16 protein-coding genes are annotated in these 13,066 nt (G+C 37.7%); 4 read left to right on the top strand and 12 right to left on the bottom strand.

Features of this window, described 5'->3' with window-relative positions; all coding sequences use genetic code 11:
• Position 1: 1 nt before the first annotated feature.
• From RST01_RS11650 to RST01_RS11640, 3 genes are all read left to right on the top strand, one after another.
• Entirely contained in the window at positions 2–343 is a 342-nt protein-coding gene (locus tag RST01_RS11650; protein WP_147197006.1) for a DMT family transporter, read from the top strand.
• Positions 343–657, top strand: a complete 315-nt coding sequence (locus tag RST01_RS11645; RefSeq protein WP_147197004.1) for a DMT family transporter — start codon at positions 343–345, stop codon at positions 655–657. The genes RST01_RS11650 and RST01_RS11645 overlap by 1 nt, the downstream gene beginning before the upstream one ends.
• A gap of 76 nt (positions 658–733) precedes the next feature.
• The gene (locus tag RST01_RS11640; protein ID WP_147197002.1) at positions 734–1,168 is read left to right on the top strand and encodes a GNAT family N-acetyltransferase; all 435 of its coding nucleotides are present in this window, start codon (positions 734–736) and stop codon (positions 1,166–1,168) included.
• A gap of 22 nt (positions 1,169–1,190) precedes the next feature.
• On the opposite strand, the gene RST01_RS11635 is transcribed toward RST01_RS11640, so the two are convergent.
• The 7 genes from RST01_RS11635 to RST01_RS11610 all read right to left on the bottom strand — a co-directional run bounded on the left by RST01_RS11635 (position 1,191) and on the right by RST01_RS11610 (position 7,456).
• Positions 1,191–2,087 (bottom strand): DMT family transporter, encoded by an 897-nt coding sequence (locus tag RST01_RS11635; RefSeq protein WP_147197000.1) that lies wholly within the window; start codon positions 2,085–2,087, stop codon positions 1,191–1,193.
• A 130-nt stretch (positions 2,088–2,217) separates the two neighbouring features.
• Positions 2,218–2,385: a hypothetical protein gene (locus tag RST01_RS16025; protein WP_158512605.1), complete on the bottom strand. Its 168-nt coding sequence runs from the start codon at positions 2,383–2,385 to the stop codon at positions 2,218–2,220.
• Between the two features lie 123 nt (positions 2,386–2,508).
• Positions 2,509–4,317 carry a potassium transporter KimA gene (kimA, locus tag RST01_RS11630; RefSeq protein WP_371859448.1) on the bottom strand — a complete coding sequence of 603 codons (1,809 nt, stop codon included), beginning with the start codon at positions 4,315–4,317 and terminating at the stop codon, positions 2,509–2,511.
• A gap of 339 nt (positions 4,318–4,656) precedes the next feature.
• Positions 4,657–5,586: a hypothetical protein gene (locus tag RST01_RS11625; RefSeq protein ID WP_147196996.1), complete on the bottom strand. Its 930-nt coding sequence runs from the start codon at positions 5,584–5,586 to the stop codon at positions 4,657–4,659.
• Positions 5,587–5,693: 107 nt separating this feature from the next.
• On the bottom strand, positions 5,694–6,065 hold the full coding sequence (locus tag RST01_RS11620) for a DoxX family protein (protein ID WP_147196994.1): 372 nt from the start codon (positions 6,063–6,065) through the stop codon (positions 5,694–5,696).
• Positions 6,066–6,158: 93 nt separating this feature from the next.
• Positions 6,159–6,701, bottom strand: coding sequence for an NADPH-dependent FMN reductase (locus RST01_RS11615; protein WP_147196992.1), 543 nt, complete (start codon positions 6,699–6,701; stop codon positions 6,159–6,161).
• Positions 6,698–7,456, bottom strand: a complete 759-nt coding sequence (locus tag RST01_RS11610; RefSeq protein ID WP_244946710.1) for a polysaccharide deacetylase family protein — start codon at positions 7,454–7,456, stop codon at positions 6,698–6,700. Before RST01_RS11610 ends, RST01_RS11615 begins: the two co-directional genes overlap by 4 nt.
• 171 nt (positions 7,457–7,627) lie before the next feature.
• Here RST01_RS11610 and cypC point away from each other — a divergent pair, with 171 nt between their 5' ends.
• Positions 7,628–8,890 (top strand): CYP152 family fatty-acid peroxygenase CypC, encoded by a 1,263-nt coding sequence (cypC, locus tag RST01_RS11605; protein ID WP_147196988.1) that lies wholly within the window; start codon positions 7,628–7,630, stop codon positions 8,888–8,890.
• 47 nt (positions 8,891–8,937) lie between these two features.
• On the opposite strand, the gene RST01_RS11600 is transcribed toward cypC, so the two are convergent.
• The 5 genes from RST01_RS11600 to RST01_RS11580 form a co-directional block, all read right to left on the bottom strand.
• Positions 8,938–9,495, bottom strand: coding sequence for an integrase (locus RST01_RS11600; RefSeq protein WP_147196986.1), 558 nt, complete (start codon positions 9,493–9,495; stop codon positions 8,938–8,940).
• Positions 9,496–9,787: 292 nt separating this feature from the next.
• A complete protein-coding gene (locus tag RST01_RS11595; RefSeq protein WP_147196984.1) occupies positions 9,788–10,270 on the bottom strand; it encodes a KGG domain-containing protein in 483 nt (160 codons plus the stop codon).
• A gap of 262 nt (positions 10,271–10,532) precedes the next feature.
• Positions 10,533–10,826 (bottom strand): plasmid mobilization protein, encoded by a 294-nt coding sequence (locus RST01_RS11590; protein ID WP_147196982.1) that lies wholly within the window; start codon positions 10,824–10,826, stop codon positions 10,533–10,535.
• A gap of 68 nt (positions 10,827–10,894) precedes the next feature.
• Entirely contained in the window at positions 10,895–11,548 is a 654-nt protein-coding gene (locus tag RST01_RS11585; RefSeq protein ID WP_147196980.1) for a potassium channel family protein, read from the bottom strand.
• 18 nt (positions 11,549–11,566) lie between these two features.
• Positions 11,567–12,904 (bottom strand): TrkH family potassium uptake protein, encoded by a 1,338-nt coding sequence (locus tag RST01_RS11580; RefSeq protein ID WP_184117600.1) that lies wholly within the window; start codon positions 12,902–12,904, stop codon positions 11,567–11,569.
• Positions 12,905–13,066 lie beyond the last annotated feature (162 nt).

The following is a 13,066-nucleotide window of genomic DNA, read 5'->3' as shown; positions in this document are numbered from 1 at the left end:
TATGCTTAGACATTGGTTAATTGTTTTAATCGCAGTATTGTTTGAAGTAGGTTGGGTTGTCGGCTTGAAACATGCCCACACGCCACTTGCATGGATTGTGACTGTCATTGCTGTTTGTTTTACTTTTTATCTTTTATTAGTAGCAGGCAAATATTTGCCTGTTGGGACTGTTTATACTGTTTTCGCAGGCTTAGGGACAGCAGGCACTGTACTCGTAGGTGCTTTTGTATTTGGTGAATCGCTTAATGCTATAAAAATTGTATTGCTACTTCTTTTAATGGCAGGAGTAATAGGCCTAAAATTGGTCACGCCAGCATCAACAGAGACGGAGGGTGATTCATAATGGCTTGGGTTGCTATTATATTGGCTGGATTTTGTGAAGTTTTTGGAGTTGCAATGATGAACCGTTTTCAATTAGATCGAAAACTGTCGACGGTTCTGCTCCTAATTATCAGCTTCGGTGTCAGCCTCTTATTATTGTCATATGCCATGAACACTGTTTCGATGGGGATTGCTTATGCCGTCTGGACTGGAATCGGTACAGTTGGCGGCGCCTTGGTTGGCATGATCTTTTTTGGCGAGTCGACCAATTGGCGTCGTATTCTTTTCATCATCATGATTTTGACTGCAGCTGTCGGATTAAAACTAGCTTCTTAATTCTTTTTTGTGTAGAATCTATATTCTGAAAATTTTTTTAGCTATAATAGAGCAAAAGAGGAGTTGGGGTTTTGAGATGAAAGTATTTGAAGTTACTACACAAGAAGATTTGCAAAGAGAATTTGATATCCGTCTAAAGGTTTTTGTAGACGAACAAAAGGTGCCAGCGGAGGAAGAACTAGATGATCAAGATCATCTTGGCGGCAACTGCAAACATTTTCTTGTCACTACTGATGACAATATCGCTGTAGGTACAGGACGTGTTCGCTTACTTGAAGACTATGGAAAGATTCAACGTGTTGCCGTATCAAAAGAATACCGTGAACATGGAATCGGGCGCTTAATCATCCAAGCTTGTGAAGACAAAGCGAAAGAACTGGGCGCTAAAAAAGCGAAATTAGATGCACAAGTGCAAGCGCAGGGTTTTTATGAAAAGCTTGGCTACGAAGTTAAATCAGACGTCTTTTTAGATGCAGGTATAGAGCATGTGCTCATGGTTAAACCATTATAGTGAACAAAAGCTGTTCAGGAAGTCAACTAGCTTCCTGGACAGCTTCTTTTTTATCTGTATTTTTTTCCGGCTGTTTTAGTGTATAAAGAATGCCTCCAAATATAAGAATCATGCCAAGCGTTTGCCAGATGGTTGGACTAAAATCCAAAATAGTGATATCAAGCAAAATAGCTACAAGCGGATCTAAAAACACTAAGGCAGACACAATGATGGCTGGAAGGCTACGTAAACTATCAAAGAAGAGATAATATACAAAGCCAGTATGAATGATGCCAGTCCCTAAAATATAAAACCAATTTAAACCGCTCAAACCATTAAAGACTCCAAAATCCATAAACGGCAATAGCATCACAATACCAACAGATGTTTGAATAAACGTTAAAGCATAAGTGCTAAGCTCTTTAATCCCCTTCCCAATAAACATTGTCATCGCATAACAGATGGCTGAAAGAATGGCCCAGACAAATCCCGAATCCATCAACATACTGAATGAAGAAAACTGCTTTGTGCCGACAATCAAAAAGCTTCCTAAAAAGCAGACGATTACTGCTAATACTGCACCAATCGACATTTTTTCCTTTAGAAAAACACTTCCTAAAAGAAGTAAAAAAATGGGCGCTACATTATAGATAGAGATGGCGAGTGAAATGGCCATATCATGGAAGGCTTTAAATAAAAAGACCCAATTCAATACAAGAAATACGCCGCATATAATTGTGTAAAGCATCTCTTTTTTGCTCCATGTTTCGCTTTTGTAACCACCTGTCAAAGCCCAAACTGCGCTTAAAAAAAGAGTTGCAAAAATACACCGGACAAAAACTAGCTCCTCAGCTGGAATACCAGTATGGATTGTAAAAAAACCGACAGATCCAAATATCGCCATAGAAACGGCCATTTTTACTGCAGCAGATTTATTCAACTTATCTCTCCTCTCTCAATTAACTGAATGTTATAATAACTATACTACTAATTTTATAGTTCGTACGCAAAAAAAGAAGCTGCTTCCTCAGCAGCTTCTTCCTATCAGAAGAATAAGGCGCTCAATCGTCCTATTCTCTATTTTCCATTTCACCTGGCAATAATAGTACACCTATACCGAACGCTATAATGCCGGTGTACAACATATATTTAAATAGATTAGCTTCAACAATACCAAGCGGATGTGCCAGCCCAATAATCAATAAGAGCAGGCCAGCATAAAACAGTAAATATCTCATTGGGTAAAGCCTCCTTACTTGTGGCGAAAAGTGTATCCTTGCGCTTTATACGTTTTCTTCACTTAATATGCCCAAAATTTCAGATGCTTATATATACCCTATTATTATCATTTTGAAACTTTCTTATTTAGTCAGATGATAAGGTACTGAAATAATCACTACATTTCGTTTATACAAAAGCCATGTTCGGATCAATAGGCTAGACTGGTTGTGCAATATATTTTGCCACCCTTTTTTCGGTATGAACTGTGGAATAATAATCGACACTTGTCGGTTTTCACAGTTAGCCTTATGTTCAATTTTATCAATGGCTTTCGTTAACGGGGAAACGATGCTCCGATATGGTGAATAAAGAGCTAAAAGCTTAACATCCGGAAATCTACTTTCCCATTTTTTCTCAAACGCATGCAATTCTTCTTTATCAAATGCTACATAAATAGCAATTAACAGATCTGGAGACAATGACTTTGCGTAGCTGATAGAATGTTCTACTACCTTACTAATGCCTCCAACCGGCACTAAAATAACATTTCCATCAATACGTGGAAGTTCATTTGTTAATTTATTTACGCGTAATTGTTCGCCAACTAAATCATAATGATTTTTAATCCTATGGAAAATATAAATCAATGTTGGCAAAAAGATGAGCACTGGCCACACATGATCAAACTTCGTTAAGAAGAAAATCGCCGCAACAACAAATGAAATAAAGGCGCCGACTGTATTGATCAAAAACTTCCCTTGCCATCCTTTAGGCCTTTCTCGCCACCATTTCACCATCATACCTGTTTGCGCCAATGTGAACGGTATGAACACGCCGACTGCATATAAAGGGATCAATTTTTCTGTAGATCCTTGTGTAACAAGAATAAGTAACATGGCAAATACGCCCAGCATAATGATGCCGTTTGAATAGCCTAAACGGTCACCTCTTACTTGAAACATTCTTGGAATGTATTTGTCTTTCGAAAGATTGACCGCTAATAGCGGAAAAGCTGAGAAGCCTGTATTAGCCGCTAATACTAAAATGAGCGCTGTAATTCCTTGGATAAAGAAATAAAGCCATGACCGTCCAAAAACGTCTCTTGTCATTTGGGATACAACAGTTTCCTTTGGATCCGGCGCAATCCCTAGATAATAAGCCAAGAAAACAATCCCGGCAAACAGCACAGCCAACAATCCGCCCATAACCAATAAAGTTTTGGCTGCATTGACAGGAGCAGGCTTTTTAAAATTAGGAATCGCGTTTGAAATGGCTTCAACTCCTGTAAGAGCGGAACTACCTGAAGCAAAAGCCTTCAGCAGTATAAATAAGCTGACTCCCGCAACTGGCGTACCAATTGCCGCATGGAGATTAGGCGAAAATTGCCCAGTCAAGATTTTATAAATACCTGTGACAATTAGTATAATAAGGGCTGCAACAAAGAGATACACAGGATATGCAAGGATTGAAGCAGATTCTGTTACTCCTCGCAGGTTGATGATTGTCAAAAACAAAAGAAATAGTATGGCGATTTCTATATTATATTCATGCAAGCTTGGAAATGCCGATGTAATAGCATCTGTTCCTGCAGATACACTTACCGCTACTGTCAGAATATAATCGACCAATAATGAACCGCCAGATATAAGGCCCGCAGTTATCCCTAGGTTTTCCTTAGAAACAATATAGGCCCCCCCACCATGCGGATAGGCAAAAATGACTTGCCTGTATGATAAAATAAGCGCCACTAACAGAACCACGACAAACACGGCAATTGGGATGGAGTACCAAAACGCTGCTGCCCCCAATGCCATTAGAACAATTAATATTTGTTCAGGCCCATAAGCAACAGAAGATAGCGCGTCTGATGACAAAATAGCGAGCGCCTTTGTTTTACTCAGTTTTTGCTCACCTAGCTCTGTTGATTTTAGTGGTTTGCCAATTAACATTCGTTTTACTGAAATTCTCAATAAAAACACCTACTTTGGATGCGTATCGCTTCATAACCTTGTTTTATAAGCAGGCAGAAATAACCTGCAGGAGCATAAATTCCTTGTAGATATTATGCAGCCATGCAAGCCTCAGTTTCTCTTTTTTTAAGATGGCCGACCTAAGCTAAAAAAGCTTTACAATGAGTTTCGCCGCTCTATAAAAGCATCTCTTTAGCTCGTAGCCTGACAATCAAATTATGAAGCGTGCCGTAATATTACTCCCATTTTTATTAAAAGTAAATAGGTTATTTTGAAGAAAAAAAAAGAGACTCATTTGTATGAGCCTCCCCTTTATTTCTAGTCTTTTTTCACTGATGTAGCGGTTTTTAACATATCCATTGAATCTTCTATTCTTTCTAATGAATACACGACACCATTATTTTGCCATTTCACAAAGTTACCTGATGACTTTTTGGCAGATAGGTGAATCATACCGTGGTCTTTAGGTGCTGGCAACGTATTGTCTTCTAAATAATTTACGGCTTGCTTTGCAAGTTCAAGTCCATCTTTTGGCTTGTCTGTTGTCGTACGAGCAGCAAGTGACCATCTACCTTCATTCCAACCAATCCACAATGAACCTGCACCTGCATCTTGATAGCCTGTAATGTTATGTCCTAGATCTACTTTTTCCCCACCGGCTTTACTGTACTCTTCAAAACCGATTTGGTCGGAAGCCTCGTCAGTGCTCGCATATTGATGTCCTGTAAATTTCGCAATCACATCGTCTTTACTTAACTTTTTGACAGATTCATCATTAATCGGTACTTCTTTGTCCGTTTGGTAATAGACAACTGAGTAATTATTGTTATTTGATTGCACTTTTGCAGTCAAATATTTACCGCCTTCTACTGGTAAATCAGTTGGCAGCATCACTGGTAAGTTTGTTTTTATTTGTTTCCGGATGGATTCAACCACTGTACTATTTGTTTTGTCTACTTCTTTTCCCGTTTTAGACGTACTTGAAGAAGAATCATCGCTCGATTTATTGCCTTGCCCTTCTACCTTATTCGCCTTTTCCATATCCGCCTCAGGCTCTGTGCCACCTAATGTGTTTGTGCTACCTGTTTCATTTGTTTTTTTGTCATTGTCACTTTTTTCTACTTGTCCTGTTTTTTGATTATCTTCATCATTATTTCGGTGATCTGCACTCTTGTCAGTATTGCTTGAACATGCCGTCAGCAAGCCAACAGCGACAAAACAGCTTAAAATTTTTGCAGAATATTTCATGTTGGCATCTCTCCTTTTTTGTCTCATTATATCACTTCCCATTTTTGTTAAATCTAAACGTAGCCTTGTCTCCTGCTTCCAATAAAAAAAGCCGTCATAGGACAGCTCTATACTTTCGGAATTTCCCTCGTAGCTATTAAAAAAATGACAGCAGATAAGACGAAAAGGATGAATGGTTTAATAGCGACATCCAAGCCTTGTCCAACAATTAAATGTGTGGAAACGGCACCTGCCATCAATGCAGCCAAGATACAGCTAGAAATTGGCACAAAACCTTTTTTCCAGAAGCCAAGCAATAGGCCTACCCCTGAAGTTGCTTCGAGTGCACCCACGCCGTACATGATTACTTTTCCGTAGCCAAATACTTCCGTAAAGTTTGAAACATGCATGGAATGTGCGGTCAGCTTCAAATAGCCAAAATACATAAAGCCAACAGACAAGAGCAATTGAATAACATGTGCTGAATATTTTCTAAGCATTAAAAATCCCCCTACTATATATTCATTATTACTATATATAGGCGAGGGATCTTTTTTAGAATCTATAAAGGCAAATTTATGCTGTTTTAAACGTTATACGTATAATTTCATCCATTCGATGAAGTTTTCGATAACAGAATCTAAAAACTTCACTGTACTCTCATCAGTTAAGTTTCCATTGCTATCGAATTTATTGTGTGCTGCTCCCACATATACTTCATTTCGTTGAAGAACTGGAGAACCTAAGCCTGGGGCAAATAAAATATCGCGTAGATGTCCTTGCGCTTTAACTGTGCCCAAGTTGCCCATAGAAGCACCCATAATAAGAGATGGTTTACCAATCATTACTTGGTCAACACGAGATAACCAGTCAATCGCATTACCAAGTACACCTGGAATAGAAGCATTATACTCAGGAGTTACCCAAAGAACAGCATCTGCTTCTTTTACTTTTTGTTTAAAATCAATCACCGATTGTGGTGGCTCATTTTCTGTATCCTGATTGTACATTGGGATATCATTTAAACGTAAAATTTCTAAATCAAATTGGTTAGAATACTTTTTCTCGATATATTGTGCCAACATTAAATTATAAGACTCTTTTCGAATACTTCCGACAATTGCTACGACTTTCACTTTAATTCCTCCTCTAAACTCTTTTCATTATTTTCCTTCTTTATATTACCCATTAATTCTGATATTGTCACAAACTTGAACCCTTTTTTCTGCAATTTATTTAAGATGACCTCAAGAGACTGAATAGTTTGCTTCCGATTCCCGCCTCCATCATGGAATAGTACAACATCGCCTGGTCTCGCTCCATTTAATACTTTTTTAGTAATTTTGTTAACGCCAGGATTTTTCCAATCTTGTGTATCTAGATGCCATGACCATATCACGACTTTATAGCCTTCTTTTTGTGCTATCCGTATCATTTGGTCATTGTAATTGCCGCCAACCGGTCGAAAAAGACTTGGTGTAAACCCGGTGATATTGTGAATTATTTCATTCGTTTGGTTCAATTCTTCCACTAATGTCTTGCTATTGACCTTATACGGATGTGAATAAGTATGGTTTGCTAATTCGTGGCCTTCAGCGTATTGACGCTTAATAATATCTGGGTGCTTTTCTGCGCTTTTGCCCAGCACAAAAAAAGTGGCCTTCGCATTATATTTTGACAACACATCTAAAATCTCCGGCGTGTATGTTGGATCTGGCCCATCATCAAAAGTTAATGCAATCATTTTTTCATCTGTTTTCACATCCCACAGTACTTGTCCTGTTTGCTCATAGTATTGCCGTCCCTTATTTTCCGCTTTGCTTAAGGTAGCGTAACCAATGGAGATGACTAGAACACAAACAGCAATCCATATTAATTTATTCCTTGTCACATCATCACCTCCAAAGCGTTTATTATTACTATTTACAAATAGCGATAATTTATGCCTCATAAAAAAGACATAGAAAATTAACTTCAAATAAGTTTAATGCAGTTTTTTTTATGTAAAAAAGGGAACACTTTATATTAAGTAATCATGCGTTTTAGGAGGATGAATTTACAGATGCCAAATGAAAATACTTTACCCAAAGAAGAAGGCGTTGATCACACTCTCAGTTTATTAAAAGAAGGCTATTTATTTTTAGCAAATCGCCGTAATACGCTGAATTCCAAAGTTTTTGAGACGCGAGTACTTGGAAAAAAGGCAATTTGTCTAAGTGGCAAAGAAGCAGCAGAATTATTCTACGATAATAAAAAATTTATTCGTCACGGGGTCGTACCCGAACGGGTTATTCAAACCCTATTTGGAAAAGGCGGTGTACAAGGACTTGATGGTGAAGAACATACACATCGAAAAAAAATGTTTATGTCCGTTATGACAAAGGAACGGCTACAACAGCTTGCAGATATCACCGGCCAGCAATTCGCTATGGCTGTAGACAAATGGCGAAGCCAAGAACAGGTCGTTTTATTTGAAGAAATGCAATTACTTCTGACCAAAGTTGCATGTGAGTGGGCAGGTGTACCTCTATCAAAAGACCAAATACAAAAGCTTTCGAAAGATTTAACATCTTTATTTGAGACACCAGCGGCAGTAGGTCCTCGTAATTGGGGTGGCAGAATGTCACGTAATAGAATTGAAAAATCACTCATTGAGTTAGTAGAGGCTATTCGGGAAGAAAAGGTGACCGTTTCAGCGGATTCTATTTTATCGATTTTTGCTACACATCGTGATTTAGATAATCACTTATTGGATAAGCATGTGGTTGCGGTCGAAATATTAAACATCTTGCGCCCGATTGTAGCTGTTTCTATTTTTGTAAACTTTTTAGCTCTAGCTCTACACAATTATCCAGAAGACCGAAAAAAACTTGAAACAGGTGATCCAGCGTATGCGCAAATGTTCATTCAAGAAGTAAGACGCTTTTATCCTTTCTTCCCGTTCACAGGAGCCACAACAAAAGAAAGCTTTACGTGGAAGGGGTATGACTTTGAAGAAGGTACACTTACCCTATTAGATTTATATGGAACAAACCATGATCCTGATGAGTGGGAAAATCCTGATAAGTTCTTACCTGAACGATTTAAAGATTGGAAGGAAAGTCCTTTTTCATTTATTCCACAAGGTGGCGGTGATTTTGTAATGGGACATCGCTGTGCTGGTGAATGGGCAACGGTAGAGATTTTGAAGGTCTGCCTTGATTATCTAGTAAACAAATTAACATATACAATGCCCCCACAAGATTTAAGCTATAGCATGTCAGACATTCCGAGCATCCCTAAGAGCAAAATTATTCTTACGAATGTGGAACCTAAAAAAGGGTAATTTTTTCTCTACAATAAAAAAGGCCTCCATATGGGGGCTTTTTTTCATTAGGCAGGCTGTAAACTTGGCACACTTTGAAGTTTTTGAAAGTGTTCCAAATCTTCCTGATATAATTTGCGATAAGTAGATAAACTATGTTCTTTTATTAGATGAAAGCTTTCTTCCTCAACAAGTTGATAAAGACGATTTAACTTTTCTGCGTTCTCCCATGCTGTTTCTTCAAATACTATATTCATTTCATGCTCTTCTATAAGCACACTCATTAATGTTTGATCAGCATAAAACTCATCAAAAGTATGGCACTCCTTTAAGTCAAAAATCTCAAAAGTTCTAGTCAACGATGCTAGCAAAGCATCCCTGTCCATAGCATGGCCAAGTTCATGAATCGTAATGGCTTTTACATATTCTTCAATTGAAACTCTATGTGTTAGTTCGTCATTTGCCTTCAACAAACGAGATGGATCAAAACTAACATAATCTCCAATAAAATTATAGCTCATATTAATTCCTGATTGATCTTCTCTAAGTTCTTTTCCTATATTAACGACTTCCATAATTGATTGAATAAGTTCTTGAAAATGTTGTGATGTGTACTGTGCTTGCATAATGCATTAACTCCTCAAAATGTTCGTTCGCAAGAAATGGGCCAAGCCCGTCAATAAAAATCAAACTTGATATAATATATACGAAGTAATATGTAAATTCAAGGGAAAATATTCATCACAATAAAAAAAATCATTCTAAATATTAAAAAATACTATTTTTGACACAAAAAAAGAGTGTTTGTGAGGAATAAATCCTCACAAACACTCTTACCTAGTAATTTTCACTTTTGTGTGCTAAAATAAATACACCTAGTAATGATAGAGATTAATTAATTATTGATTAATCTCTGTCTTATTTTTTGCGGTTTTTACGAGCACGAGCTTCTCCGCCCTTACGGCCAGCTTCTTCGCGGCTCATTTTGCCGTCGTTGTCATCGCTATCAGAGCGTTGGTTGCTGCGAGCTTCTCCGCCTTTTTGGCCAATTTCTTCATAGAAGTCACGGTCATGGTTTTTAGAAGTAGCTTCTCCACCTTTTTTACCGATTTCTTCGTAGAAATCACGATCATGGTTGTCAGCTGTTGCTTCTCCACCTTTTTTGCCGATTTCTTCATAGAAGTCACGGTCATGGTTTTCAGCTGTTGCTTCTCCACCCTTTTTACCGATTTCTTCGTAGAATTCACGACCATGTGATTCTGCTGTTGCTTCTCCACCTTTTTTACCAATTTCTTCGTAGAATTCACGGCCATGTGTTTCAGCTGTTGTTTCTCCGCCTTTGCGTCCTGCTTCTTCCACTGTCATTTTTGCATCTTTACGTTCTTTATTGTCTTTAGCCATTTTAAATTCCTCCTAGTATGTTTGGTATTTTGATGTTTTTTTGAACTTATTCTTTCTTAGTTAAGCTCATTATTTATATTCCCGCGGACCAAATTATTAAACTCTTTTTTTGAAATTTTTTAGATATTTATATACTTATCGCTTAATTAGTAATTATATTGCTTTCTGATTTCCCCCCTTCTTATCGTTTTCTATTAAACATGTCTTCATAGGAATGTCCTTCATTATATAAAAAACCGCAAGCCATAGCCTGCAGTTCTTTTTACGGATTTGTTCTTCCATCTGTACTAGAATATTCGTTAAACTTCACATCATTTTCATTGCTTAATGCTTGTCGGCGTTTGCCTTCAGAAGAAACCGCTTCATTTGCAGCAATTTCGATTTGGTCGCCATCACTTGTACCGCTTACAGATGGATTAGATTGTTTTTCTTCTAATAGATTATTCTCAACAAGTCGACGTACATACTCTTCTAGTGGCAAACCTTGCTCTTTTGCCTTCGCTTCCAGTTGTGTCATCTCTTCATCCTGCAGCTGTATTGTTATTTGTTGTGCCATATGTTTATCATCCTTTCTAGTAGTTCTATCTACCTTTACCTACTTTCTCGGAAATTCAAACACACAACCTATAAACTCGAAAATTTCGCCAAATCGTCTCTATGACCAATCATTACCAGAAGATCTTCTTTTTCGAATTGTTGATCAACAGGTGGTGTAACAATGATTTCTCCGTCCCGCAACAATGCGATAACACTTAAATTATACTTTGCACGGATATCAAGTTCCCTTAATGTCTTACCTTCCATGTGCTTAGGTATGACTATTTCTTCGATATTATAATTTTTAGAAAGCTCAATATAATTTAGCATGTTAGGGGATAACAGTTGGTTCGCTACCCTCTCGCCCATATCTCGTTCCGGATAAATAACCCAATCAACACCTACTTTTTCTAAAAGAATTCCATGACGTCGGCCAAGGGCTTTTGCAATCGTCTTTTTAACACCCAACTCTTTTAAAAGCATCGCTGTTAATATATTTGTTTGTAAGTCATCACCAATTGCTACAATGACACAATCAAACGTATCAACTTCTAATGAAACAAGCGATTTCTTCTCCGTAGCATCTGCAATAACAGCTTCTGTTACATATTGTTCAGCATCATTGACTCGTTCTTCATTAATATCGATACCTAACACCTCTTGGCCAGCCTCATGCAGCCTGCGTGCGATACTTGTTCCAAATCTACCTAATCCAATGACTGCGTATTGTCTAACTACCATCATTTTCACTCCTATTCATTAACCGATCATAATATTACCTTTTGGTCGATGGAACGTTTCTTTTTGGCGTCTCCGTGTAATGGCAATACCAATTGTAAGTGGACCTAGTCTCCCTGCAAACATCGTGAGTATAATGAGCAGTTGGCCGATCGGTGAAAGTTCAGTTGTTAAACCCATTGTCAAACCTACCGTTCCAAAAGCTGATGTTGCTTCAAATAAATACATAATAAAGTAATGCCCTGTATCTGTAATGCTTAATATGAAGGTGACAAAAGCAACTATAGCAAAACCACACATTGCTACTGTGAATGCTTTAAATACGATTTCCTTTACCAGTCTTTTCTTAAAAATCACAATATCTTCTCGCCCTTTTATTTGGCTCCAAACTGTTGCAACTAAGACGACAAAGGTTGTTACTTTGATACCGCCTGCAGTCGAACCTGATCCTCCTCCAATGAACATAAGAAACATCATAATTAACAACGTTGCGTGCGTTAAATCTCCTATAGGCAATGTATTGGCGCCTGCAGTACGAGAAGTTACAGATTGGAATAACGCACCCAATACTTGACCTAATGGTGAAAGTGGACCAAGTGTTTTGGTATTGCCAAGTTCAAGCAAATATATAGCTATTGTCCCGAAAAGCGTAAGAGATATAGATGTGATTAGCATAATCTTTGTATGCAAGGATAGTTTCCTTGTTTTTCTATACTCATACAAATCATTCATTACAATAAAGCCAATTCCTCCTAGTGTTATTAGAACACAGATGGTTAGAACAATGACGGGATCATCCACATAAGATGTCAAACTACGAAATCCTCCCAATAAATCAAAACCAGCATTATTAAAATTTGAAATGGAATGGAAGATTCCGTAATAAATAGCTTTTCCAATTGGCATATCGTACGAAAAACGAATCGCTAAAAGAAGAGCGCCCGATAATTCAATTACACCTGTAAAAAGCAATATCCTTCTCACCAGAATCCCAATACCTGTAAAGTCATTTACATTAATAGCCTCTTTTAATACCAACCTTTCTTTCAAGGAAATTCTCTTTCCTAGTAGCATAAAAATAAAAGATGCGAAGGTCATGAATCCTAGTCCGCCGATTTGGATCAAAGAAAGAATGACTAACTCGCCAAAAAGAGAAAATGTACTCCCAGTGTCTACCACGACTAAGCCTGTAACACACGTCGCGGACGTAGCTGTAAATAAGGCTTTCAAAAAGGGCAATCCCTCACCATTCTCCGTTGCAGCTGGCAAAGATAAAAGAGTTGCGCCTAACAAAATTAATATCGCAAAACCGAGCACCAACGTTTTAGATGGATTTATATTTCTCTTTATTTTCACTATCGCTACTCCTATTTTCTTGAAATTTCCGACATCCTATTTTAAACGCGGATTGATTTAAATTTATCTCATATATTACCACATGCTAACTAGAATTATGCGAATAATTTTACTTTAACTGCATATGATTATATCAATCATTTGGGTATTGACAATAACTTCAAA

The sequence above is a fragment of the Rummeliibacillus stabekisii genome (assembly GCF_007988965.1).
Lineage (GTDB): Bacteria > Bacillota > Bacilli > Bacillales_A > Planococcaceae > Rummeliibacillus > Rummeliibacillus stabekisii.
The sequence above is the reverse complement of the archived record's forward strand: the minus strand, read 5'-3'. Positions and strand labels throughout refer to the sequence as shown.